This window comes from Alicyclobacillus acidocaldarius subsp. acidocaldarius DSM 446, assembly GCF_000024285.1.
Taxonomy (GTDB): domain Bacteria; phylum Bacillota; class Bacilli; order Alicyclobacillales; family Alicyclobacillaceae; genus Alicyclobacillus; species Alicyclobacillus acidocaldarius.
Window position 1 is genome coordinate 45,227 of sequence record NC_013207.1, and the last position, 25,941, is coordinate 71,167.

General features: G+C 58.0%; 24 protein-coding genes. All 24 read left to right on the forward strand.

The features are described 5' to 3' along the window. The first annotated feature begins 1,790 nt into the window (after positions 1-1,790). The 24 genes from AACI_RS15250 (at position 1,791) to AACI_RS15355 (ending at position 25,572) form a co-directional block, all read left to right on the forward strand. Positions 1,791-3,017: a hypothetical protein gene (locus tag AACI_RS15250; RefSeq protein ID WP_012812208.1), complete on the forward strand. Its 1,227-nt coding sequence runs from the start codon at positions 1,791-1,793 to the stop codon at positions 3,015-3,017. Between the two features lie 83 nt (positions 3,018-3,100). Then, complete coding sequence (locus tag AACI_RS15255) at positions 3,101-6,073, forward strand: pyrrolo-quinoline quinone (protein ID WP_012812209.1); 2,973 nt, start codon at positions 3,101-3,103, stop codon at positions 6,071-6,073. A gap of 153 nt (positions 6,074-6,226) precedes the next feature. Then, positions 6,227-6,499 carry an AbrB/MazE/SpoVT family DNA-binding domain-containing protein gene (locus AACI_RS15260; RefSeq protein WP_012812210.1) on the forward strand — a complete coding sequence of 91 codons (273 nt, stop codon included), beginning with the start codon at positions 6,227-6,229 and terminating at the stop codon, positions 6,497-6,499. Positions 6,500-6,536: 37 nt separating this feature from the next. Next, entirely contained in the window at positions 6,537-6,941 is a 405-nt protein-coding gene (locus tag AACI_RS15265) for a PIN domain-containing protein (RefSeq protein ID WP_245530677.1), read from the forward strand. A gap of 72 nt (positions 6,942-7,013) precedes the next feature. Next, positions 7,014-7,613 (forward strand): hypothetical protein, encoded by a 600-nt coding sequence (locus AACI_RS15270; RefSeq protein ID WP_008340687.1) that lies wholly within the window; start codon positions 7,014-7,016, stop codon positions 7,611-7,613. Between the two features lie 117 nt (positions 7,614-7,730). Next, positions 7,731-9,065: a ParB N-terminal domain-containing protein gene (locus tag AACI_RS15275; protein WP_041708572.1), complete on the forward strand. Its 1,335-nt coding sequence runs from the start codon at positions 7,731-7,733 to the stop codon at positions 9,063-9,065. Positions 9,066-9,164: 99 nt separating this feature from the next. Continuing rightward, the gene (locus tag AACI_RS15280) at positions 9,165-9,638 is read left to right on the forward strand and encodes a hypothetical protein (RefSeq protein WP_012812212.1); all 474 of its coding nucleotides are present in this window, start codon (positions 9,165-9,167) and stop codon (positions 9,636-9,638) included. Between the two features lie 24 nt (positions 9,639-9,662). Further along, the gene (locus AACI_RS15285) at positions 9,663-10,130 is read left to right on the forward strand and encodes a hypothetical protein (RefSeq protein WP_012812213.1); all 468 of its coding nucleotides are present in this window, start codon (positions 9,663-9,665) and stop codon (positions 10,128-10,130) included. 76 nt (positions 10,131-10,206) lie between these two features. Beyond that, a complete protein-coding gene (locus AACI_RS17350; RefSeq protein WP_369699958.1) occupies positions 10,207-10,269 on the forward strand; it encodes a putative holin-like toxin in 63 nt (20 codons plus the stop codon). Between the two features lie 278 nt (positions 10,270-10,547). Beyond that, positions 10,548-11,009, forward strand: coding sequence for a phage repressor protein (locus AACI_RS15290; RefSeq protein WP_012809979.1), 462 nt, complete (start codon positions 10,548-10,550; stop codon positions 11,007-11,009). A 6-nt stretch (positions 11,010-11,015) separates the two neighbouring features. Further along, positions 11,016-11,471, forward strand: coding sequence for a hypothetical protein (locus tag AACI_RS15295; protein ID WP_012812214.1), 456 nt, complete (start codon positions 11,016-11,018; stop codon positions 11,469-11,471). Positions 11,472-11,529: 58 nt separating this feature from the next. Beyond that, complete coding sequence (locus AACI_RS15300) at positions 11,530-12,126, forward strand: hypothetical protein (protein ID WP_012812215.1); 597 nt, start codon at positions 11,530-11,532, stop codon at positions 12,124-12,126. A gap of 17 nt (positions 12,127-12,143) precedes the next feature. Further along, positions 12,144-12,872, forward strand: coding sequence for a hypothetical protein (locus AACI_RS16230; protein ID WP_012812216.1), 729 nt, complete (start codon positions 12,144-12,146; stop codon positions 12,870-12,872). Between the two features lie 41 nt (positions 12,873-12,913). Further along, positions 12,914-13,171 carry a hypothetical protein gene (locus AACI_RS15305; RefSeq protein ID WP_012812217.1) on the forward strand — a complete coding sequence of 86 codons (258 nt, stop codon included), beginning with the start codon at positions 12,914-12,916 and terminating at the stop codon, positions 13,169-13,171. A 50-nt stretch (positions 13,172-13,221) separates the two neighbouring features. Beyond that, positions 13,222-13,758, forward strand: coding sequence for a metal-dependent hydrolase (locus tag AACI_RS15310; RefSeq protein WP_245530849.1), 537 nt, complete (start codon positions 13,222-13,224; stop codon positions 13,756-13,758). 33 nt (positions 13,759-13,791) lie between these two features. Then, positions 13,792-14,106 (forward strand): hypothetical protein, encoded by a 315-nt coding sequence (locus tag AACI_RS15315; RefSeq protein WP_012809983.1) that lies wholly within the window; start codon positions 13,792-13,794, stop codon positions 14,104-14,106. A 3-nt stretch (positions 14,107-14,109) separates the two neighbouring features. After that, positions 14,110-14,688 carry a hypothetical protein gene (locus AACI_RS15320; protein ID WP_012812219.1) on the forward strand — a complete coding sequence of 193 codons (579 nt, stop codon included), beginning with the start codon at positions 14,110-14,112 and terminating at the stop codon, positions 14,686-14,688. Between the two features lie 19 nt (positions 14,689-14,707). Then, positions 14,708-17,116 (forward strand): ATP-binding protein, encoded by a 2,409-nt coding sequence (locus AACI_RS15325; protein WP_012812220.1) that lies wholly within the window; start codon positions 14,708-14,710, stop codon positions 17,114-17,116. A gap of 6 nt (positions 17,117-17,122) precedes the next feature. Further along, a complete protein-coding gene (locus AACI_RS15330) occupies positions 17,123-20,113 on the forward strand; it encodes a hypothetical protein (protein ID WP_012812221.1) in 2,991 nt (996 codons plus the stop codon). Between the two features lie 45 nt (positions 20,114-20,158). Further along, positions 20,159-21,208, forward strand: coding sequence for a hypothetical protein (locus AACI_RS15335; RefSeq protein ID WP_012812222.1), 1,050 nt, complete (start codon positions 20,159-20,161; stop codon positions 21,206-21,208). Then, positions 21,190-22,422, forward strand: coding sequence for an AAA family ATPase (locus AACI_RS15340; RefSeq protein ID WP_245530850.1), 1,233 nt, complete (start codon positions 21,190-21,192; stop codon positions 22,420-22,422). The genes AACI_RS15335 and AACI_RS15340 overlap by 19 nt, the downstream gene beginning before the upstream one ends. Beyond that, positions 22,422-23,240: an SAF domain-containing protein gene (locus tag AACI_RS15345; protein ID WP_012812224.1), complete on the forward strand. Its 819-nt coding sequence runs from the start codon at positions 22,422-22,424 to the stop codon at positions 23,238-23,240. The genes AACI_RS15340 and AACI_RS15345 overlap by 1 nt, the downstream gene beginning before the upstream one ends. Beyond that, positions 23,237-24,736, forward strand: coding sequence for an ATPase, T2SS/T4P/T4SS family (locus tag AACI_RS15350; protein WP_012812225.1), 1,500 nt, complete (start codon positions 23,237-23,239; stop codon positions 24,734-24,736). Before AACI_RS15345 ends, AACI_RS15350 begins: the two co-directional genes overlap by 4 nt. Next, positions 24,736-25,572 (forward strand): type II secretion system F family protein, encoded by an 837-nt coding sequence (locus AACI_RS15355; RefSeq protein ID WP_012812226.1) that lies wholly within the window; start codon positions 24,736-24,738, stop codon positions 25,570-25,572. The genes AACI_RS15350 and AACI_RS15355 overlap by 1 nt, the downstream gene beginning before the upstream one ends. The last annotated feature ends 369 nt before the right edge of the window (positions 25,573-25,941 follow it).

The window sequence follows — 25,941 nt, forward strand, 5'->3', positions numbered from 1 at the left end:
GAGAAAGGAGTCGTGCGGCCAGATTTGGAGCATGGCGCGTGTCGGCCTAAGCTGAGCTTAGTCCAGGCGGCGTTGTCGATCCTTGACTTGGTTTGTCGAAATCTTGCTCTTGCCGATTCGATTGAGGGGCAAAAAGCCTCAGACTATCCAGTGCTGGAGTAATGAGGAGGATGTTGAGCGGATGAATGAAACGAGCTCTTTAACTTCGCATAGGCGGCAGATGATCTTCGTGATCTACTTTTTTCTGCTCATGATAGAAATCTTCGTGTACCCAGGGGTAACGTTCTATATCCAGGGTGCCATCAGCATGCATGTGGAAAACTCATGGGTATGTGATCAATTCGTTTCACCTGGACAAAACACAAGTTGTCTTCCACCGTCCGTCCTTCCTTCTCAAGTTCCCTTCTTGTTTCGCTGGAGCACCTTTCTCAGCATCGAAGCTGGATTGGTACTGATCACCGCCTGCCTCCACAGAAGGATGGTTAGTAAGAAGCGGGAATGGATTGAGGGAAATAGCAAATAAAAGACGTCCAGCGCCACTCGGTGCGGGGAGATGCGTTGTTTATTCGGGCGGACTCGCCCTACAAAGACTAAGGCGATGTGGCCGATGCCCTGCAACGTTTACGAAGGGATCTCGACCTTGTGCTATTGCGACGGCTCATGTTCGGAGCCGGAGTACATTCGCAACGCGATCCGTCGAAATGGACCGCCGAGGTGGGACACGGGCGGGCGAAGGCGTCGCCTATGCCCCTTTTGCAAAGAACGTGAGGCTACGCTTCTCTGCGATTTTGTTGTGGACTACGCGGCCGATGGCCGGAGGTATGTTACGTGCGACAACGAGATCTGCGAAACATGCGCGGTGCGCGTCGCGGGTGCGTTCGATTTTTGTCCGGTCTACGCGAAGCTGTATGCCGAACTCCGCAGCGGGTGGAAGAGAGTATTCTAACGTGTCCAAACACGACGATACCCCTGCATCATCCGCTAAAGGTGCAGGGGGTCAGGGGGAATTCGGGGGCTCTTCCAGCCGACCGCTTCATCATCGCCGTCAGCCTACTTAAATCATACATCGTCTGCTTAGGAGATGCCAACCCTTTCACCCAACTTCGCCCCGGTTCCCGCATCCATGTGGGGCGCAGTCTCAGGAACCGGGGCTTTCCGAAATCTGCACTTGGAGCATGGCGCGTGTCGGCCTGAATAGAGCTTAGACCAATGCGCAAAGTCAATCCTTGTCTTTTTGTTCCAAATCTTGTCCTTGTTGATTCAGTTGGGGATAAAAAGCCCGCACCCAGGGGTGCGGGGTGGGATTGAAGAGTTCAGGGTGAGTCGAATGACAACGGATTGCTCTCAGTATAACCCATTGATGCTGACGAGTATACGAGATTCGTGATGTGTTGTGTGATGATGTGGCGGTATAACTGACGGAATTTATATCGCGATCACAAAAAGTCCCGCACCATCGGTGCGGGCCATGGTCAGGAGACGGTTCTGCAAATGGCAAGCTGAGTGCGCTCAGGTTCAGTATGGGTCGTCGGGCGAGCCCGTAAACGTGGTGATGGGGGCGAAGGTGGTGTCTGACGGTACACTCATTATTGACGAAACACTTCGCAATGCGCGATCTTTGTCACAGAGAGGAAGCACGGTAGAAGTGGGTTGAATCGCAATCGTGGATGACAAACACTTGATTTTTATTCCAATCCGTGTTATTCTAATTTCAACCAAGGAACTAAGAACCAATGATCACGAATTGAGGGAACTTCGCATAGAATCCTGACAAAAGGAGGTTAAGCAGGATGAAGATGAAGAAGTGGACGAAGGCGACGCTCGGCGCGCTGGCTGCGCTGGCCGTGTGCGCCGCGCCGATGAGCACGTATGCGGACAGCGGCGGGGCGGTGCAGGTGACGTTTGAGGGGCCGATGAAGAATATTGCGAGCATAGACATTGTCGCAGGTGACGAACTGGCGACGCTCGTGCCTGCGCAGATTACGTTGAATGGCAAGGTCTTGGCGAACACGTATGCGGTGACCAACGTGCAGGTTTCGGGGACTGAGGCTGCAGACAACTACGAAGTCGTGGGCTACACGCCTGGCGAGGTTATGATCCCGTTGAACGCGGTGTCAGCGGCTCTCAATGGGCAGGCAGGCATTCAGAGCTACGCGGTCCATGAAAACGATCTTGTCGGCTTTGGGGTCGGGCCTAATACGACGTGGACGTTTAACACGTTACTGTATCGTCAGCCGCTCCCCATGTATGAAGGTGGTGGATACGCCACTACAGCAGGGAAGAGTGCGACGTTTGGAGCGAGCATCGCGGTCAATCTCAATCTGCTCGATGAGGTGACGATGTTCCCGATCCGAGATCCGAGTACGGGCCAGACGGATCAGTTCGTGAACGTCGATCACCTGTTGACGCTCTTCAAGGCGATGGGATTCGGCGCGACGTATGACACGACGACGAACACGCTGGCGCTGACCGGCCCTACGCCGCGCCCGACCTACACCAAGGTGACGCCGCAGCTCTACAAGCAGGCGGTGGCCCAGGCGCAGCAGGCCCAGACGCATCACACCACGGGCATGTTTGGGATGCTCGCGAACAACGCACAGTGGTATCCCGACCCAAAGAACGTCTTCTTCAACCGGCACTTCGACGTGCAGCATCTCAAGCCGGGCCAGGTGTTGCAGAAGTGGCCGTGGGTGGTGTTCTTGAAGGGGACGGCTTATGGTGGGAATGATGCAGTAGTCGAAGTCGTAAGTCGAGGAGATAATGGTCAGGGCTTCAAGGGATACTATGTCATCGACGAAGAAGTAGATGCGAAAACAGGTTACGTGACATCGATTGATCCAGGATTCTATCTTGCGGCAAAATCGCAGTTTCAAGGAGCCAGTCCTCCTGATGCAAAACTACCCTACATCGCTAATGGCGTAATGAAGGGCGTTATGGGGAACTGGTGCTATGGTTACAGTTTAGACATTGTACCAAATTTGAGTTGGCACAAAGGAATCAATCCAGTGAACCCGTGACCGAACGCGGCGAGACAGCGTACTCGCCGCGTTCGGTCTTTTTTTGTCTGAACCCCCCCACTGCGTGTGGAGGTGAATTTTTTATGCGCAAGTTCAAGACGCGCATGAACACGAAAGCGAAGAAGGCGTTGGCGGTTGCGGTGGTGTTGACGACGGCGGGTGCGCTTGTGTCGTGGCCGAGCCCCAAGGCGGGAGCCATGCAAGTGGCGGCGCCTGGTGCCGGGCAAGCGCTCGCGATCGCCACTGTCAATGCCGCGGCGCAGTTCGGCGATTCGGTGTGGAGGACGCACGAGAACGGCATCCACGAGTCGTACTTCTGGGGTCTGACAGCCTTTTGGCCCACGGTGACGGACAAAAAGAGTGGCATGGTTTTTCATTTAGGGTACGGGAATTCGACCCCAGTTGAGTACAATGACACGTTGTACATGGCGGTTCCCGCGAATAACGAAGGAGCGTCGGACGATCCCAGTGCGCCTGGATATCTGTTATCAATCAGCCTGAATCCTTCAACCTTCGGGCAAGTGAATTGGTACCGTCCCGTCACCGGCGTCTCGAACAGCGCTCCGGTCATCGACAAGGCGACTGGAAATGTATACCTGGCAGCAGGTGACAATCTCTACGGCTTCCAGCCTGATGGAAGTCCGATTGGACTAAATGGTTCGTCTGCTCCTGGATTCGGTGGATCTTCTGGATCCTCCACTGATCAACACAATATGTATGTCAGCGATCCCATCGATCAAAACCAGGTCGTCGGCTATCCGCTCTACGCCTCGGCGCAGAACACGGGTATGAGCGAGGACACCATCTGGGTCGGCTCGCAGAACGGCTATCTGTACGCTTTCGACGCGAGCAGCTTGTCCTTGCTCTACAAGATTGACATCGGCAGCCGCATCGACGGCACGCCGGTCCTGGCGTACTCGGTGAGTGGGATCCCCTACATCATCATCGGCACGGCATACCAGGCGGCGAACAAGGGCGGCACAGGCACCTTGTACGTGATCGACCCGACGACGGGCAAGATCGTGTCGAAATTCCAGACACCCTCGGGCGCGCCGGTGAACGGTAGCGTAATCCAGACCGCGCAGGGCTACATTGCCTGGAACGACTACGACACGGACATCTATTACGGGCAACTCAACGACAACGGTACCATCTCGTTGTTGAAGAGCTATTGGCACGTGGGTGGCGCCGGTGCCTACTCTGCGCTGGAGGCGGGGTACGCCGGGCCGTCGGGGACCTACATCCTGCCGGTGGAGAACAAGGCCGAGGCGGCGTGGGTCGACTTCAACAACGGGACCTCGGGCGACATCGGGTTGTTAGGCAATGCGGTTGGTGCACCGGAGATCTCCACGAGTCACATCTACGTTCCGGACGCCACAGGTTGGGTCGACGTGTTTGACAACTCGCCGAGCGGGCTTGCGGGGCAGACCAACCAGGTAGCCAACGACTTCGATCTTTTCAATGCCTTGCAGCACGGTGGTCAAAAGCTGGTGAACGGTGCGGGCGCCGCAGTCTTAACGAGTGATTTCGAAGGCATGGCGTCCAACCCTTATATCGGTCAATCTGTGCCGACCTTCTTCCAGCCGACCAGCGGCGGGCTTGCGATCTGGCAAAACGACGGTGGCATCTACAAGACCTCCCCGGACTACACGTCTGCGGATCCGAAGGACTTTAGCCAGCCCATCACGTTGACATACGTGGGCGGGGACCTTCCGACGATCTTGACCAACGCGCCGAACAACTTTGATGACACGCTTACGGTTCAGGCGAGCGCCAACGGCGGTAAGAATTGGACAACGCTCGGCACGGTGGAGACCTTCTCGTCAGGCGTGCTGAACAAGACGATTACACTTCCGACGGACATGCTCAATAAGGCGATCGGGATCACGGGCTGGAACGCGAATGGTCCCAATACCGTAATCATCAAGATTACGGCGACTCCCGGAGACTTGTTTGGGTATGAATTCGAATCGCAGGACGAAAAGGATATTCCATCGTCGTATGGTCAGGTGACGGTGAAGTTCCCGTCGTCCGTGGCGACCGGATACGGTAGTTGGATCTGCACCAACAAACACGGATGCTGGGATTGGGAAGGCGGCGCTATCCACCTGTGGGTGCTTCAGACTATGGAGGCCAAAACCCCGCTTTGGGGCGGCAAGCTGGGTGACGCGCTGCACGGCGGAGCGTTCACAGTCTACCCAATGAACAAGCCGTCCAAGTACAACACAAGCCGGTACGTCACGGTGTGGGCGCAAATTGCGCCGAACTGGAGCTACATCGGTCGTGAATTTGACGCGCACCTTGAAGCCTATGTCGAGATCGTGAAGAACGTCCCGTACGCTTACACGTACATCAGCGGTTGGACGAACGCCACCACAACCTGTGTTGCCCAGAACGCAGCGGGTCAGTGCACGGCGACGCAGTCTACTCCGCCGCAGCCGATCTACAGCACGATCATCCTGCACATGAACGTGCCAACGGTCTACCACGAGGTCAGTCCCGACGTTCGTCTGTACTGGGACGGAGGCAAGACGAACGATGACACGCAGCATCTGAGGTTTGCGTGGAACATTCCGGTTCCGGATCAAGGCGGGCCTTGGGTGCCCTGTGATCAGGCTTATGCGGGGCGCTGGCGCATGAATCCGTACAGCCTCACCGAGTGGACGACCGGATATATTGACGGAAACACATGGCAGCAGTCTCCGGTGTGCCATGCCGACGATCCGCTGGAATCGGACTGGCCCAAAGGGAAGTATCCGCTCGGAGTGCCGTATCCGGGTGCGCAGATGCAATGGGCGCCCTACGATGACCTGCACAACAACGGCTATCAATACGAACCGAGCGCAGGCACGGAGTACGCTGCATGGCCACCCAACTGGCGCGTTGGAGCCGATGAGTACATGCCGATGATCATCGTTCGAGCTATTGGCGACTGGGGCGACTGGACGGATCCCGAGATCACGGTCTGGACGCCGACGGTGCCGAACGGATGGGATCAGATGTATGTAGTGCCTGGGCCGACTAAGATTAAAGTGACGCCGAACAACAGCAAGTGAGACGAGTGGCCGCCCTGCCGGAGTGGTGGGGCGGCAATGCTTAGAGAAGATCTGAGGTCAACGTTAAACCCTTCTTCTTAAAACCACATATGCTTTACTCAGCATAAGGTAAAGCGTATTATGGAGGTAAGAGAAACAGTGGAGGAGACACCCATGACGGCATTCAGCACGTTGTCTCGCAAGGGGCAAACGGTGATTCCCGCCGAGATACGACGCTTGTTGGGCGCAGAGCCGGGTGACCACATTGTGTTCGAAGTGGTGGACGGAGAAGTTCGATTGCGTGTGGCCAAACGGAAGTCATTGCGTTCTTTGCTTGGGAGTTTACCAGGCACTGGTCCGGAGGACATCAGTGTAGTACGAAAGGCGGCTTATGCCTCCAAGGCTAGGGAGAAATACTTAAACGGAGACGCGAGCGCCGGTGAGTAAGTCGGTTCACCCGTCCGAGATGTGGGTTGACTCGAACGTGCTGTTGCGCCTGATAACCGGGGATCCGCCTAAGCAAGCCGAAGAAGTGGCGCAATTGGCTGAATATCTTGATCGTGGGCTCGTGTCTTTGCGCGTTCCGGCGATTGTTTTTGCTGAGTTGTGCTGGGTGCTGGAAAGCTTCTACGGGAAGCATCCAACAGAAATCGCGAAGGTGCTGGAGCAATTAACGGAAGTCAAAGGTCTTGAGATCGAGGAAAAGGAGATCGTACTCGAGGCGCTTCGCGACTTTGACGAACAACACGTGGACTATATCGACGCGTACATTGCCGCGAAAGCGCGACACAGTAAGTGTCCGACGGTTTTGACCTGGAACCAGAAACACTTTCGACGGTTACAGGTTGGCCATGTGACGCCGGGCGATGTCTTGCGCTCGGGTGAATGAACGAAGCCGCTCTGCAAACGATGCAGGGCGGTTTTTTGTCGTGCATTCCCCGTCTTATTGGGAGGGATGCACATGTCCAAATCGAAGGTGGCCGCATTGCTCGCCTCTTCGGTACTTCTCTTGACGGGGTGCTCCACTGCCACGCTGTCGGGCACGGCAAACGACACAACGTCGGCGAAGCCGAAACTCACGCCGCAAGAAATCGCGGCGTACAAGGCGGTGCTGTTGTACCCGATTCCTCGCAATCACGAAACCATCGAAGATTTTCTCCAAACATTGGGCAACGACGTGGGTGACACGGTGTACCTTCGCCCTTACACGTTCGGCGATACCGTGATTGTGCAGATCCGTTTCGACCACGACTTCGACATCGACTTCGCCTATCAGAACGGCAAGGTTGAGCCCGCGGATCAGGTGAGCCAAGCGCTGCTCCAGGGTGACGTCGGCCAGGCGTTTACCGATGCGATGAGCGCGTACGAGTCGGCGCAGCAGGCAGACAACAATAATGACGGTGGCTATCCTATCTTCTTGCCGATGTGGATCGGCGGCGGATATGGAGGTACATCTTCGTACAGCGGAGTGTATCGGTATAGCGGGTCCGGGCGCGTGTCAACCTCAAGCGACGAAAGCACGTCGAGTTCGACGGATGGCGATGGCGACGCTGGACGGTGATCGATATCTGAATCGCAAATCGTCTGCCTGTCGTCCCGATAGGGAGACCAGGTGGGCGATTTGTTTGGAGGCACACATGTGTCCTACATTCCACGCTTGGATGAGGGGGCTGGAGATATGAGCGAAATGAGTATCCATCGTCTCAAGCCGCATCCGAAAAACGTCGAATACTACGCGGATCTGGATGGGGAGAAGTACGAGGAGCTGAAGCGCAGCATCGAAGTCCACGGCATCCGGGATCCGTTGAAGATTCTTCCGGACGGCACGATCTTGGCGGGACACCAACGGTATCGGATCGCGAAGGAGCTCGGGATCGAGCAGGTACCGGTGGCGATCTACGATGTGTCGCCTGAAGAGGCAGAGTACCTGCTTATTGCCGACAACGAAGAACGACGCGGCGAGGACAATGATCCGATGAGGAAGGCCAGAAGGGCGAAGTTCCTTAAGGAGTACTGGGGCATCCGACATGGCAATAATCAGAGGACTTCTCAAATTGAGAAGTCCTACCGTGATGTCGCCCAGGCTATTGGTGAGAGTGTGGCGACGACGCAACGCTTATTGAAACTCAACGATCTTATCCCCGAACTCCAAGCTTTGGTCTCCTCCGGCAAGCTCGGCACCAGCGCCGCCGAACAGTTGGCGTACCTAAGCCCAGAGATCCAGCGTAGCTTGTACGAGGCGTTGGGAGAGGAGATCGCGAACCGGACGTTCGCGGAGACCAAGGAGTTGCGCAGGCGACTCGAAGAGGCTGAGCTACGCGACCAGGAGACGGCGCGTTTGCAGGCGGAACTCGCGGAGTTACGTGAGCAAGGGCGCGAAGAAGATCGCCAGAAGATTGAGCAGTTGGAACGTCGAATTCGGGATCTCCAGGCTCAGAGTTGGCGCGTGGTCACGCTGGAGCAGGAGTTATCCGCGTTGCGGGAGCGCGGGCGGAAAGAGGATCGCGAGCGAATTGCCGAGTTGGAGCGGGAGATCGAGGAATTGAAGAATCGGCCCGTAGAGCGCGTCGAAGTGGTGCCGGATGCAGTGAAGCAAGAGATCGAGGCGTGGAAGCAACGGGCGGTGGAGATCGAGCAGCAAAAACGAGAGCTGGAGTCGAAGTATCAAGCGACCGAACAGTTGCTGGCGCGTTACGAGCAAAAGATCCAGGAGCTGCGCCAAGGCGCGCCGGTCGTACAACTCCAAGTGCCGCCTGCGCTGCAAAAGATCGAAGATGAACACGAAGTGCGCGTTCAACGTCGCAAGCTCTATACGAAGTTGGAACGCGCGGTCATGGACATTTGGACGGTCTGTCATCAGGCAGGCGGTGAGGTGGACTGGGTTGTGGACGAGTTCTATCAACAACGACGAGTCGGGCCAAACGGCATGGAGGGATTTGAGGAAGTCAGCGCGTTTATGGCCAAAATCGTCGACACGCTCCGCGCCACTCAGCGACCGAGGTTGTTGAAATGACAGATATGACATGTCGGCGACGTGCCTGAGATCATCGGGCCGCCGCCGTTTTGTTTTGTCCTGCAACTCCCCATCTGGTGAAAGGGGTGTGATTGCCAGATGGCACAAGCACAAGAGCAAATGCTGGTGTATCCGATGGAAATGTTGCAGGAGTTGTCATATCGCATTACCTTCACTGACAAGAAGACCGGAAAGCAGAACCGCGATCTTGTGGAGCCGTATGCACGGAGGGTGTTTACGCCCGAGAAGGGATGGAACGCGTTCTACAACGACTATTACTGCACAGCGCTGCGCAGGATACGTGTCTTAGGTCGCAAAGTTCGGGCGATGGTGCCGTATCGGCAACAAGGCGCAAAGTTCGCGCATGCGACTTTGCCGTTTGCCGACTTGGAGACGTTGGTCAAGCAAAAGCAGTATTTGGAGACCATGATCGCGGCCTTCATGGACGAAGCGAAGTACATCGACGATCTGATTGCCTATCAAGTCCAGCACGGCAAGCCCGCGGGCGTGTTGGTTGACGGCAAGATTGCGGATCTGCTTGATGGGCAACAACCCGTCTCACTGACGATGTAAAGCTGTGGTTGGAGGGAATCAAGGATGGTCAGGGATGTTGAGGCGTTGATTATGGAATTCCATCAGAAGGCGTACGAGTTGGTGCAAGCGCACGCCGATGCTACCGAAGAGGAAATCGCAAAGCTGGGGAAGCCTCTTGTGGACGAATACTTTCGCAAACTGCTGGATGCGGATCCGCTGACCCGCTATGCGCAACTGGAGTACATGCGCAGTTTGACGGAACGCGCGCGGGTGGAGCTCGAATACATCGTGTGGTATCTGGAGAATAAGGATCGCATCCCATCGGATGTGGAACCGTTGTATTCTGATTTTCTTGCGATGTTCGAAGAGCGCGGATGGGACTTATCGCGGATTCGGTGGCTGTTGGAGCAGTTGGAGAACGAGATGGACGAGATCGATGTCGAGACTCGACGTTTTCTGGATGCGCATAACGAACAGCTTACGCAGATGCTGCTCGATGATCACGTCTACGACTTTTCAAGAAGATGCTGAAGAAGAGGAACACGTAAACTGATATTGGCATCAACCTTTGGGGGCACCCCCTGCCCGAGAGGGAGGGGGTGGGGCCATGAACGTAGCCGAAGCGCTGTCGCTGATGATCCAGTTTGGGTCATTTGTCGTTACCTGTTGACGCTCGTCGTGGCACTGGTCACCTTGCTGAAACGCAAGTAGCCGCCCCCAACGGTTAGCGCCCTTGGGACGGCTACTTGCCCGCAACACGAATACGGGCAGGGGCAACGCTCGAGGCGTTGGTGCCCGGGAGTCGGTGTTGGCCGCACCGACTCCTGTTTTCATGTTTAGTCTACCATAAGGCGAATATACCTGGGAAGGCTGTCCGTGCTGCCCCGCTTCGGCGGGCCTTTCTTTTTGTCCTGCACCACACACTCCATCGGGAGGAGGCGATCTCCTATGCAACAGACTTGGGCAGTCTTCGCAAACGGTACCCAAGTGCGTGTCTTCTGGGTCGACGGCGAACCGCTGTTTGACGCTATGGGCGTGTGTGAGGCGGTGGGTCTTCGCAACGTCGAGAAGGCGCTTCGACGGTTGGATGACGATGAGCAGGGCAGTGTGATTCTCGAAGGTCTAGACGGACGTGAGGAGATCCATGTGGTACGCGAGTCGGGTATGCTGCGCCTGTCACTCGTCGGCAAGGATGAACACGCGCGGGCTCTTCAACGCTGGGCGACGCGCGAGGTCCTGCCGAGCGTGATCCGCACCGGACGGTACGGCGAACCCGACATCGAACAAGAGCAACTGCAACTGCAAAAGGCGACGCTCTTGTTCAATACGTTGGCGATGTTCCGAGATCGACTTTTCGACGAGACTGTCCAGAACTTGGCGAACGCGATGGCTGATGTTCTACGGGGGTGAAGAAGAGTGGGCTTCATCCCCGGCAACCTGCTCATGTGGAGCCTGTTCATGCTCTTTACGGTGTTGGGCCTGGACGTCGGAACCACCCTGTACGACAATACGGTGCTCCATCACGCGCTATTGTCTGTGGCGGATACGGCGGCCCAACAACTGCTGTTCCAAGATGGAGAAGACGAAGGCGCCATTAACATACCTCAAGCAGAAGCGGCTGGGAACGCGATGTGGCAACTGGAGCAATCCCAGATGGCCTGGGGTCCGTGGGATCAAGATGTGACTTACTCATTTTCTGCGAGTCCCAATGCGCCCCAAGGTTACGATGACACGGTGACGGTCTCGGTGACCTATGACAACCCCTGGTCGTTTTCCAACGCGTTTTTGCAGTGGTTCGGCGTCGCTCAAGTCTTCGACGACAAGGTTACGGTGAGCGCGACGCGTACGGTGCCGGAGGCGATGCAGGAGTAATCAAATCGATGGTCAAATCAGCGCATGTTATGACCTTGCTATGAAAAGGAGGCATAGCATGCGCGGAGATGTGATCAGTGGTTTGTTGAGTTTTTCAGCAAGCGGAAGTTATTCCTATGTATTGTACAGAGTGAAAGGTAGAGGGCGTATGTTAGACGATGTAAAAAAGGAGATTTTTAAGACATACATCGAACCGGGATATCAGATTCTACGACCCTACACCTACGATATCAGCAATCGAGTCGACGTTTTTCTCAAGAAGCAGGAGCTCATCGAACATCGTTACCAAGTTCGAGATCGACTTCTTGATCTGTTTCGGAACAGCACACCGGAAGATGCGCGAGAGTGGTACCGTGCGTTCGAAAAATTGAACCTTGAAACTAAATCTGGAATACAGCGTTTTGTGCGCTTATGTGAGAATTTGGTCTATGCTTGTTTGGCCTACCGAAGAACGCCGTGGAAATACAAATCGCCGTTTTGGCCATGGGAGCTTGCACGTTTACACACCAGCGAATTACCAAACGAGTATCCCAAGTTACGCATGTGGTGGTGGAGATTTGGGACTTGGATGCAATACGTAGGCGTGGATCTATTCTTTCTGGCTATCCTTCTACTCGCTAGCGCCATTGCATGTGTCTTGATCGTCCATCGGTGAGGTTGGAGGTGATAGGGATGAGGCGCGCGGTTCGTATATTAGCTGCGCTACTTTTTGGGCTGGCGACGGTAACAGCCACATTGATGTTCGTGCCTCAGGCAAGAGCGGCCACGGTGACAGGAGCGTTGGCGCAATCGCAAGTGGTGTCCATTACGGGCGGCTACAACACGACGACACAGATGTATGAGCAGACGGGTCAGCAAACCGTCGTTACGAATTGGACCTTTTCTCTTCAACAAACTGTCAACCAAAACAACGAGAATCCGTCCTACGCTCAATGCACAGTCTTGGCGGGAAACCAGCAGGTAACGTGCACGTCGGACGCTACGAATAACGGTGCAATTTGCACATCCCCCTATCCTGGAGCTATTGACAAGCAATGCACGAACCTGATTGGGTTCACTGGAAACATATCAGTGAGTTCGCAAAACGGCAATCCAACGTTCACTTTTTCTCTTCCGAGCATCGACCCGAGTACCATGAAGCCAGTTGGGATCTTTGTGATGCCTGAGACGATCTATGGTCAGATGGGAACAGGGTCCGAAAGTTATTTAAGCTCAGGTCAATCTGGAGGATGGTCATTTAACTTTTCCAACGTCTCAGATCCTCAAGATTGGTATTTTCTCCTTGAGTTTTTGGCGAATCCAATTGTCGCGGCCATTGCTGTGCCCACCACTCAAACGGTTCCGATTTATAGTTGGGTCACCACCGCAGTCTGGCATCCAGTTCAAATTTCCTACAGCTGATGGTCCTTCATCCCCCTCTTCTCCTGGAGAGGGGGATTCGTATGTCCACGGTCGACACCATCCACGAGTACTTTGACGAACTCTATGCCCGGCTCGAAGACGAGAAGGAAAAAGTCGAAACGGCTCTTGACTTGTGTCAGCGGCTCGGGCTGCGGGTGCAGTTAGGGCGCAGCCAAGCGGACACGTGTCTTGCAAGCCTGGAGGGCGACGGCGTGTTCGCGGAGTGTGAAGCGCCCACGATGTCCGGTGCGCTCATGGGTGCGCTTTTGGCCATTCGCCAGCGGGGTGTCCTCCAATGATGCACCGCACCCATCAGGCGGCAGGTGTCCTTGCAGCGGCGGGGTTTCTCATGGCAAGCCACGTGCCCTTCATCTCCATCCCCGGCGTTTTGGGCATGGCGGCAGGGTACTTTGCCGCGCCGCTCCCAGACGTGGACAGCCCCAACAGCACGCCTGCGCGTATGTTGCCGCCCCTGGCTTGGGCGTGCGAACTCTTGCGCATTCCTCATCGCACTTTGACCCACACGGTGTGGGCGATAGGGGCCTTATTCCTGCTCGCGTGGTCGTTTCGACACGCGCATCTTGGGCATGTGGATCTGGGGCCTGTCATCATGGCGGCCTGGATCGGGGTGGCGACGCACCCGCTGGTCGACATGCTGACGCGTGCGGGTGTGCCGATCTTCTGGCCGCTTGGCCGCCGGTATCCGTTTCGCATTGCGTGGTTCGAAGCGGACGGGATCTTTGACCACATCTTTCACACCCTGTTCCTTCTCGGCACGCTCATCGTCGTAGTGATGTGGGCATCCGAAACGGTGCCTGCCATGCAGCACATGCTCGAACTTCTTCACCGCGTGGTGGATGCGGTGAAGAACGCGCGGCGTGTCTGACGAAGCCCGCATACAAGAAGGAGGCGATTTACGATGAACTTCGTCCGGCTTTCGAGCAGCATCACGGTGCAGGTCCCGGACACCACGGGCCAGGTGCAAAGCGATGTCTCGGGCATCATGCAGGCCATTCAGCCTGTTTTGGGGCCGATTCAGGCGGTGGCCTTCTTCGTCATTCTGGGTGTGGCGATTTTCTTGATCGGCCGTGCGCTTCGCAAGAAGCAGCACAAGGAGGCCGCGATCGAATTTGGGGTCACGCTGGTCCTGATGTTCATCGTCTTGGATCTCGGGCAATTCATCAACATGCTCATCGGGATCTTCGGTGCCATTTCGCCGTCGAGTGGGGGTTGAGGGGTGTACTACCGTTCGTATCGCGAACTCTACCGCCGAAAGACCGAGATCCGGACGTTGGGAAGCGGCCCAGGGAAGATCGTCCTGGGCCGCTGGTTCCAACTGACCACAGACAGTTTCGTGATCATGAGCATTTCGTGGGTGTTCCCGGGTTTCCCGATTGGCTGGCTATTGTATCACTGGATTCCGCGCATTCCGCCTTTCGTTTGGGCCGCGGGCGTCGCGTTTGGACTGGGCGTGCTTTTGGGGCGTCTGGATCTTCAGGGGAAGGCGTCTTGGCGCTGGGCGTTAGACGCTTTGTCGTTTGTGTTTCGCCCGCGGTGGCATGACGGTTGGCACCGATTGGATTTGACCGATAGTCCAGCATGGGAGGCTCGAGTTTATGCCGTGGATCGAGGCACGGCTTACTCCACTCCTGTGATGGGCACAGGAATCGTTTTTCGGCTTCACCGGCAAGCCCAGGTGCTTGTGAAACGAGGCGTGTGGACCATCCGACGGGGACCGAACGGGTTGGCGCCAGGGACGTATCGAGTCCGTGACGGCCGCGTCGTTCGCGACACAGCGCCGAAGGTGAAGTTTTGATTTTGAGAGGAGGTGCGGCATGTTCATTGAAAACGGACTGGTCGTGGACGATCAGGGGCGCGCATACGGCGTCTTTATTGTCCACCAACAGCCCGGCATCTCCGAATCCATGGAACGCGCGCAGATTTCAACGCTTGAGCGCGGTTTACGCGAGGTCGTTGGCGAATGGTGGGTATTCTCGTTGGCGCTCGGATTGTCTCCATCTCAGTGGAATGCGCGCTTGCTCCAGGGGGCTCATCCCTTATGGCAAGCGCACCACCGAGAAGCGGAGACGACGTTGCAAAGCGAATTGCCGTTCGAGCGAAAGGTGTATTTGGTGGTTCCGCTCGATAACTTGCGCATCCTTGAACTCGGATTGTCAACCCTTCGGCAATTCGGGAAGACCATCACACAAGACGTGTGGCGCGGAGTTCGCGACGCTCTTGCCGCTGTTTGGCCAAGCTCGGAGGTGACGATCGATCAGTTGTCGCGTTGGGAGCGGGAACGAAAACGCAAAGCCCAGGCGTTTTCGTCCTTTCTGCCTATTCGTCAAGCGACGCTCCGTGAAATTGAGGCCTGGTGGCGACACGGGGCGTACCGAGGACTCATTGAACCGGACAGCCGACTGCCGAAAGGACTCCCGAAGGTGGTTTCGGCTTCTGGGGTCGTGCACGTGGCGTATCCGCTTCAGACCCTGCTTCAGGAGGCGGCCTTTCGGGAACGGGCTTTCCATCTGGAAGGTGAATTGCCGGATGGCCGCAAGACCTATCAGACCTTTTTCGCGATGTTGCGCGCGCCGCGCGAGATCCCGGCGGAGAATCCGGTTGGACACGAGTGGATCTACGCAGCGGAACTCCTCGATTACCCCGTGGACATCGCGCTTCACGTGCGGGTGGAGGACTCGCGTTCGGCGCTTCGGCATCTGAGCCGAAAGAAGGGCATTGCGGAGGCGCAACTGGAGGAGTACGAAAGCGCCGGGGAAGAGGCGCCGCTAGAGCTTCTGGAAGAGCTCGATACGACGGCGGAACTCGAGCGGAATTTGCGGCTTGCGGGTTCGCTTGTTCACGTGAAGATGATCGTCGGCCTTGGCGCGCCGGATGAGGACACGCTTCGGCAGCGCGCCAAGCGCCTTCTGACGGACCTGGGCGACATCCAGCTTGTTCAGGCGCCGGGGGATCAACAGCGGTTCTGGCAGGCGTTCTACCCGTGGGGACGGGGTGTGCAGACGGCGTATGAGATCCCAATGGACGCGGGGCTCTTTGCGGCGGCGTTGCCCTTTGCCACGCAAGGTTTTGGCGACCCCAGCGGGATGTTACTTGGCGAGACCAATCTGGGAAGGCCGGTCTTCTTCGATCCTCGTCGACCTGCTCAAGTGTTGGATAGTCCACCGAGCATTTTGCTTTGCGGGACGCTCGGTTCGGGTAAGACGACGCTAGCCGCATTCATCCTTGCATTACTGATGTCGCATGGTGCTCGCGCCTTTGTCCAGGACCCGAAGGGGCATGACTATGACGGTTTGGCGCAACTCCCCAACATACGCTCGCGATTCCTTCGCATGACGCCGGACGAGGGGACGCCGATCAATCCTTGTCGTCTCGGCGTCCCTGGGGCGGAGCGCGGGGTGCTCGACATTCTGCTCAACGACACCACGGACCCGAACGTGCGCGACCTGCGCTCGATCCTCATTGGCCGGGCGGTCTCCGCGATGCACAAGGCCGGTGGGAAGCAGGATCTCTGGGCCATTGCTGAGGCGATCGAGGACATGGTGCGCCAGGAAAAGCGACCGGTGTATCGCGAGCAGGGAGAACTCTTGCTTGAACGTCTTGACGCGCTCTCGAAAGACGCGCTCGGGCGGCTTCTCTTCGCCGAAGACGATGGGATGACGCCGAGAGATTACGACCTCACCGTGGTTGCGACGAACGGCCTCTCGCTTCCCGGCGCGAACAGTACGGTGTGGAACGAGCAGGAACGCGTGAGCGTTGCGCTCTTCTACGCGGCAGCCACGATGGGGCTTGGGTATTTCTCGGGGCTCCCGAAAGACGTCGTAAAAGTGCTCGTGCTCGACGAGGCGTGGCAGTTGCGGCGCTTCCCGGCTGGGCGAGATCTCGTTGACCGGTTGCTTCGTGTGTCTCGAAGCCTGAACATTATCCCCTTGATGCTCATGCAGAACGCGACGGACTTTGAGCAGTTCGGCGAGTCGATCACGGGCCTTTTCTCCTGGCGGTTTTGCATGCGCCAGCTTTCGCGCCCCGAGGTGGCGGCATCCCTTCGCATCTTGAACCTGCCGGACGACGAGGCGGCAGAGTGGGAGAAGACGTTCGGAGGCCTTGCGTCAGGCGAGGCAATGGCCATGGACGCTGAAGGGCGTGTCGCAAGGATTCAGGTGATCTTGCGTCCGTCCTGGCTGAAGGAACTTTTGTCCACGACACCCGGAGCCGGAAGGGGGTGAGCTGCGTTGCTCTTGCCGGATATCTCGAGCATCGCGCCGTATCCACCGGCGAACTACGCCTTTGACGCGAACGGGACCCTGGGGCGCTTCGACCCGATCTACATCTTCGCAAATCTGCTTTGGACCTTCTGTACGTTTCTCGTGCAGGTAAGCCTCGCCTTTTTCCAATGGGGCATCCAAGGCACGGCGCTCAGCGGACTGTTGGACGCGGTGCTTTCGGTCATCCATCTCGGGGTGAACACGCTCGAGCCCATTGCGTTTGTCCTTGCGCTCTTTGTGCTTGCGGGCATGTGGGTGTGGGACCTTTTGCGCAAGCGGCCCACGGTGATGTGGGCGCGGTTCGTGAAGATGTGCGCGACGCTCTTTGCAATCTGGATTTACGGCCACGTGAACGCGACCTTCGTCAACACCCTGAACAACGCGACTGATGAAACCGCCGCGTCGTTAGGGAATGTTGTCCTGAGCCTCACGCACCAGGGGGAGACAGTTTCGTCCGCAAGCACCACGTTGGAACAACAGATCTGGTCATCCCTCGTCCAAGTGCCCTGGGAACAAGGAGAGATGGGCGGTGACCTGTCCATTCGCTCCGACGATCTGTCAAGTGTGGAGGCATGCGCGACGTCGGGCGTGGACTGGAACAAGGTACAGACCACTGATAAGTGGGCAGACGCCCTCTTACAACTCCCAGTGGGGAACCAAGCGCGTAACTGCATGGCGGGGATTCTCAATTCGTCGAAGTACCCGACGGCGCAGCAGGCGTTCTCCTCGGGCAATCGTCTGAGTGTGACCCTGGCGGTGGGGTTCAACCTGCTCGGCCCGGTGCTCTTCCTCTTGGTGTTCGGACTTCTTGCGATGATCGCGCGAGCTGGATTCTTGATTACTTTGATGCTCGGCGTGTTTGTGCTGCCTGTGGAACTGTTCCCAGTGACCCGTACCTATGGGCGCACGTTACGCTGGGCGCTGACGGCGCTTGCGGGACTCGTCGGGACGGCTGTCATCGATCTCTACGTCGCCGTGGTCATCGTCGTGGGCGATGTGTTCCAAAACGCCATTCAGGGTGCGCCGCTCTTTCTCTCGATGTTGTGGCTAAACGTGCTCTACTTCGCGGCGATCTTCGTCTTCTTCTGGCTGTTGCGGCGGGCAAATCTTCGCAAGCGGATCCGGGAGACTGTGAAAAAAGTAGAACAACGTTTGCCGGATCGCGTACCCGTAGGTTTGGGCGAGTCGATTCAAATCACCAAGCCCGCTATGACGAAGGCGCTGCGAAGGTCAAGGACTTCCGCAGTCCAACGCATGCGGACGGTAAGCAGTTCGGATCCGCGTGGAGGAGACGGTGGTCAAGGCGGCGGCGGTGCCTCTGGCAACTTCGGCCCGCCGGGAAGCGGACCATCGAGTGGAACGGCTTCGGGTGGAGCCGCTTCCTCCTACAACGGACCGCCCAGCGGCAACTTTGGAGCTTCGGATGCGTCTGGCCGAGACTCTTCGGATCCCGCCGCTGCGGCTAGTCTGATTCGCCTATCCGACCTAGACACGAACCGACGGACGCGCAAGGTGCCAGCGGTTGGACCCTCTGCGGAAGGTGGAAACCCCGGCAAGGATCCCAACCCGCCGAAGAGTGGTCCATTGGATGCCTGGAAAGGCCGTTTGCCGAAGCGCGCACTCATGACGGATCAAACACGGCGCGTGCCGCTCCCACAAAGCCTCAAGGCCAAAGCGGCGGAAGCTGCGGCGGTTCTGGGGACAGCCGCGCTGGCCAAGGGCGCGGCCAAGGCCCTTCCCAAGGTTCGAAAGGCGACAGGTGCCGTCTTACGGAAGGACACGAGACGCGTACCAGTTCCCGAGTCGCTGCGCACGCGCGTGCTGGAACGCACTGCCGGCCTTCGACGGCGGTGGGCCGAACGTCGAGGTCAGGCGTCACTTCGCATCCGGCGCGCCACGGGCGTCACATGGCACGAAGATGCCCGCCGTGTCCCGGTTCCGGACAACCTACGAGTCAAAGCGGAGAACGTCAAAGCCAAACTCGCGGAAAGCGCCGCAAGTGTGCCGATCAACGCACGCCGTGTCCCGGCAATGGGTGTCATTGGCACGCTTTCGCGCCGGCGCGTGCCGTTGCCTGAACAACTCCGGGTATTGAGAGAGCAGGCGAGGTCTCGGGGGCTTTCACGTCTGACGGATCCCGCGAATGCAGAGGCGTCACCCAGCGTCGAGGGACCGGCACACCGTGAGCAGCCTCGTGCAAACGCTCGGGCGAACGCTTCGGCGAACGCAATGGAGGCGGGAAAACAGGCGCAGGTTTCCACACGACCGAAGCCAACACCGTCTGTGGGCACGCAGCGGGTGCGGAGGGCACTCGGCGTCGCGGGCCAGACGGCGCTCCACACCTTCGCGATGGGCGCGGGCATGTCGGAGAAGGCCGAACAGACGATTCGAAGCGCGGTGTCCCAGACGGCGCGGGCGTTGCAGGCGTCGACGAAGCGGGTTCGAAGCGAAATGGACAAAACGAGTACACCGGCCAAACCGTCTGCGCAACCGGGTGCTGAGTCTACGTCAACGCGCCTCACCCATGAGCAGTCGATGCGTGGAGATGAGTCGCGTAAGGAGTCCCGGGCGCAGCCGAACGTGGCAACTTCCATGGTTTCACCAAAACCTGCCGTGTCGCGGCCCGCAGTGAGACTGGCGGTGAAGAGCGAGCCGACGACGTCCAAGGCAGTGGGAGACGGGCGAACGGTCAACGAGCCTCAGCCGTCCTCCAGTAGTCAAGAGAAGGTGACGACACAAGATCCGTCGAAATCACAGACAACCGTGTCTTCTGGGATCAAGATAACGAAGCGTTCAGTGCCCCCCGGCGCGGTGCAACGTCCGTCGGTTCGCCGTGAGCGCCCGCGCATTCGATCTCAAGAATCTACGAACGTGACGCCAGCAACCACGCCTCCTTCCACCGCGCAACCCATTGTCAAACGTGCGCTTACCACGAAGCGAACACTGCCCAAAACCTAAAATCGTGTCCTGCAACCCCCTCTCTTGTTGAGAGGGGGTTTTTGTGTGGCAAAGATCGCATTTCTCTGTCCACGAGAGGAGATTGTGACGTGGCTTGAGGCGGAGTCCGCAGCGTTTCCGTATGAAGTCGTGCAAGAACCGTCGATAGCGGATGCCTGTGTGGTTCTCGCTGGGGATGAGGAGGAAGCGGCGTGGGCCGCTGCAAGGATTCCAGACGGTAAGCCGGTCTTGTGGTTCGGGGGGTTGCCGGAGACACCGTTGAACCTCGTGTATCACGACCCGGAACTGAGTGAAGGCACCTTGGACGACATGCTCGATCAGGCGCAGACCTATCACGAGCGGCTCGAAGCGGAAAAGCCGAAGCGCCCGTCGCTTCGTCGTCCATCGCTGAGACGTCCGTCGGAGCCCGCAGATGACGAGGCGGAAGCATCCGAAGACCATGAGGTGACCGAGGACCGCGTTTCGGAAGAGGAGGCGTCACCGCGGACAGGGGCGTCTCGGGCCAGGCTTCGTCGCACGCATGGGGAGGCGCGGGAGGATGAGCCTCGCGACGACGAAGCGAGGGTGAAACGGGCGGAGCGGGCGGAGATCGCAGTCGGTGGTGTGACAGCGGCGTGGTTTGCGTGGCAGTTGGCGGCGTTCATGGAACGTCCACTTTACGCCGCTGTCGAGACCGAGGACTTTGCGGAGTGGCACGCGCCGCATGCAAAGTGGCAGGGTGAGCCGGATGTCGTCTACACCGGTCGCAGGCCTAACGCCGTCTGGCAACAAGCGCGCATCCGCATCTGGGTGACGACGCTCGATCCGGCGCACGTGGCGAGGATTCCTGCGGAAGCGACGCATCTTGTGGTGAACCGCGTGCCCGATGGATTCCCGGTCGAGCCAGAAGCGGCGATCGGGCGCAAGGTGAGCTTGGTCATCCCCGAGCGCGCGCGTAGTGTACTTCGCGCCTTGTATCAAGGTCAGCCGTGGCTCCCGCATCAGCCTCAGGCGATGCTCGATGCGTGGAGCGTGTTTCTGAGTGGTTTGTCACTTTCATCTTCGGCGACCGCAGTCTCGAAGGAGGAGGAGTCGGAGTGGACTATATCCTGGTGATTCCGGCGGGTCACAGTCCGGTCTTGGCGCAGGCTGTCGAGGCGTGGCGTATTGCCCCGGTGGAAGTCGCGCACAATCCGGGCGAGTTGACGAGCATCACGGAAGAGAAGGGCGAGCCGCGCATGCTCGTGATCGGGGCAACCATGCCCAATCTTGTGCCGAACGTCGCAGCCATGCGCAAAAGGTTCCCAAGCACGAAGATCATCGTGGCTGGGACTCTCACTCCTGAACAACTGCGCGAAATCCAAGCGGATGACGTGGTGCGATTCCCGTTCCCAGTCGGGTATCGCCCCGAGGAAGCCCCGGTTTGGACGCCCATGCAGGCGGCGAGAACCGTCGGACGGGAAGAGACCGAAAAGCCGATGGGCAAGGACCGGGTGGTGCTGGTGACGTCGGCGAAAGGCGGGGACGGAAAGACCACGGTGGCGATGCAACTCGCGCTATGGCTCGCGAAGCAGAAGGTGCCGGTGGTCGTGATTGATGCGGACTACGCCGGGAACACACACGAGTGGTTGAATGTGCCAAATCCCGCACAGTCCATTGCGGCGTTTGAACGGGACACGCCGTTTGATCGGGCGGCGTTCGAGGGACTTTTGGTCGCACGAAACGGCGTCAAGGTCTTGCCTCATGCGCGCGTCGTCACACCGGACATGTTGGCGCGTGCGATACGCACGGCGAAGGCGTTCTATCCGGTTGTCATCGTGGATATGCACCAAGGTCTGACACCGCAACTGCTTGTGGCCAAAGACTTTGCTACTCACCTACTCATCATGACGACGGCTTCTGAACGCCGTATCCCATCCACGGTGCAGTTCGTAGACGAAGTGAAGCGGTACGACACGCCAGCGAAACTTCGGGTAATCGTAAACCGTGTGAAAGACGAGGACGAGGTGCGTCGGGTACGCGCGGCACTGGAGGATTACAAGACCCCGATCTTGACGCTGCCCTTCCAAGAGGGGCTTTTGATCGACGACGATCCAGAGTTTGTCCCGATCGCGGGGAGCAAAGGCAAGGATCCCTATCCGTCAGCTTTCCGCAAAATGGCCGTTCGGGCGCTCGATTGGGAAGCGTCGAAAGGCGCAGAACGATCCGAGGCGGAGGAAGTGAAGGCCGACAAGTCGGACACCAAGGCGGCGAAAAAACCGGGTTTCTTCGCGTCGCTCTTTGGGGGCGGTAAGACGAAGAAGCCGAAGAAGAAAGGGGCGAAGCGCTGATGCGCAAGTCCGGCAAGTCAGCAAGGGTCAAGGTGCGCCCCGGCGCGGCGTGGATCGCCGGGCTTGCGGCGTTGGGGCTCGTCACTGCGTTTGTCACGGACCGTGTGGCATCCCACAAGGTGCCGATGGCAACGGCGTATGTCGCTGCACATGACCTCACGGTCGGGGAAGTGATCGGGCCGAAGGATGTGACACGCACCGTCGTGCCGGTCTCGACGCTGCCGCCTGGCGCGCTCACCGCTTCCCCGATCGGCAAAACGGTCACGGCGCCGGTGTACCAAGGCCAAGTACTCGTGGGCGGTGATCTGGGGCACATGGGCGGCGTGGATGGCGTGATGCGCCTCTACGGCATGCAGACGCGCGCGTATCCGCTGACCTTGAGCACGCAGTCGGTGCCCCTGACCGACATCTCGGTGGGCCAGGCAGTCGACGTGATTGCGCAGATGCCGTCGCCATACGGAGCGGGCAATATCACAAAACTCGTGGCGCAGAACGCGCCGGTAATTGCGGTGGCGACGGCGCAAGATGTGATCTTGGTCGGGGTGACGGACAGCGAAGCGCTCCAAATGGCGAATGCCACCAAGCTCTACGTTGCGCTAAGTCCCGAGACGCCGTGGGTGCCTGCTGAGACAGCGAGTACGAGTATTCCGGGTGCAACGTCGAACACGACGCAATCCACGGCCACGATATCAACGAACAACACGGGCAATGGTACGGTGAATCCCGCTTCAGCCGGAGGCATGACGAACTCGACAAGCGTAGTGCCGTCTGGGTCACAGAAGACCGCGGCAAAACCTAAAGGAGTGAAGAGACCTTGAACCGGCCATGGGCCAAGACCAAGGACGAGATTGATTGGACCAAAGAACAAGAAGCCTGGAAGATGCTTGAGACCTGGGAGGGCGAGGACGAGCAGTATTTTCGATGGGAAGAGGAACTGCTGCAGGAACTCCAAGTCATCATGAACCGCGAAGGGGAAGACGCGGATCAGTCGGAACTCGCGCGCGAAGCGCAACTCATGCAGATTGCGCGCTCGAAGCCGCACATTCCGGCGCGGGCACATCGGCAGCTTGTGAAGAGCATCCTCGACGACATGTTTCGGTTGGGACCGCTTCAGCCGCTTTGGGCGCGATCTGACGTATCGGACATTCAGATTTTTGTGCCGTACAACTCGAACCAAGAGCAAATCATCATGTACACCGATCGGAAGGGACGCCATCTTTACACGGGCCGCGGCTTTCGGAACTACGCGCATGCGCGCTCGTGGCTGGATCGGCACTTGGCGGTTCTGGGCCAAAAGTACGACCGAGGGCTCACACCCTCGCTTGACGCCACTTTTCCGAACGGTGAACGGTTGCACGTGATCTCGGGCGTCAGCGCGTACTCCCGTTGGCGAGATGGGCGGTACGAACTGGCGGAGTGCATGATCATCTCCGTTCGTCGGTTCATTCAGGCGTTCTCACTCGCAGAGCTCACGGAAGAAGACATCGACACGCTCGCAGAGGAAATGGCGTTGGAGCTTGTGATGGGGCAGCAAAGGCGCGTAGTGGCGCGCGTTGTCCCGACGGCAACACGGTATCGCGGCAAGATGATGGACAAGGCAACGGCGGACTATCTCCGGATCATGGTCCAGATGGGCAAGAACCATCTGATCGCCGGGGGCACGGGCGCGGGGAAGTCGACGCTGGCGAACGCGCTCACGGCCATGCTGCCGCAAGGCACGGTGCTTCTCGTGATGGAGGAATCGTACGAGCTTCAGCCGCAAAACGATCTCCACGTGATTCGGATCTGCGAGCGGAAAGGCGTGTTCACGTTGGCGGATGCAATGAAGGCGGCACTGCGGATGTTTCCGGACAGGCTCTTTATTGCCGAGGTACGCGACCATCTCGCGTATGTCTTCCTGCGCGCGATTCAGTCCGGTCACGACGGTTCGTCCACGACCATTCACGCGAGTAATTGCGCGTCGGCGGTCGAGACCATGATCCAGTTCGCCATGGCTCACGAGGCGCATCCGCCGCGCGAGATGGTGGAGAAGATTATTTTCGATCGAGTTCATACTGTCGTGCATATTAACCGAATTGAGCAAGACCGCTTTGTCGACGAGGTCGTGGAACTTCGTCCGAACGGCACGCTTCATACGGTTTCGCGCTTCATCCAAACAGGCGTTGAGAAGGGGCACCCGGTGGGGGACTGGATCTTTTACGGCCCCTCTCAAGACTTCCTCGACGAGATGGCGCGCCGAGGGATCCCGATCCCTGCGTCGTGGCGTGTCGAAGTGTCGGACGATACCGACGGAGTTGAGGAGGGTGTTGGGTGATGGGAGCGTTGCTCTATCTCCTCTTCCCGGCGCTCTTTGTGGGCGCGTATCTGGCGCGATGGGACGTGAAAACACGCTCCGAACGCCGGATGCGAAAGCGGTTTGGGCGTCAGACCAAGAAACCCGCGCCGATGTGGGTGCGGAAACTCGTTCGACGCGGGACGATCTTCTGGACGCTCTTCGCGGCGGGACTCGGTGCGGTCACGGCCATTTACGTCCTGCACATGCCTGTCGCGTTTGGCATTGTGGCGGGCGGCGCGTTGCCAGCGTTCGCGATCGAGATCTATCAGGAGCGATGGATGGTACGGTACGAGGACGGCGTCCGTCAGGCGGTGGAGCTCGGCACGGGCATCGTGGAGGCTGGCGGCACGGTGGAGGAATGGATCCTGCAAGGCGAGCGTGAGATCGAAGGCCCCCTTCAAGCGGTCTTTGCTCGCGGCGCGCAACAGGTGCGCGAGCGGTTGTCGGTGGCAGATTGGCTGCGATACACGGCAGACACCACGCCGAGTAACTACTGGTCGTATGTCTGTAACGGCGTGCTGTCACATCTGGATTCGGGCGGCGATTTGGTACGGTTTTTCGTTGAAGTCGCTCGTGAGCTTCAGGTGCGAGAGAAGTACCGTCGCGTCATGGCACAACAGCGCAAAGAGGCGACGCAGCTCCTCCTCGCGATGCTCGTCTCGCCCGCGGCGCTCTATCTCATGTTTCGACGGACCCTCGACAACCTGATGCAAGCCGAACCGTTCACGCAGGTGCTCTTTGCAATCGCGCTCGTGGGATATGTGGTGCTGTTCTGGTTTGCGCGGCGGATGGCGCGGGCGAGAGAGACATTATGAAAAATCATTCCAGGATGAATTCTCGCCCCATTCGTTGACGTGATCATTATCTTCTGGATAGTCAAAACCCGCATCTTCGAAGTGGTCGTCTTCCTGGAATTCTAAAGACCAATCGTATGACACCCCCCTGTCTCCATTCTTATTATTACTATTGGAGGGAGAAATGTGTTTAGAAATCAATTTCGCTCTTATTCGATGGAAGAACACCCGTCTGTTCAGACAGTTCGGAGATACGCATCCATTGTGAGAACACCTTGGTTCGGCGTGTGTCTCGGTTGTTTGGGTACGAATGGATGTTGGTTGTTGGTGTTTCAATGGGATATCGTTTCTCGTTGGTTGATGGAACATCCTGCTGAACTGGATGTTGGG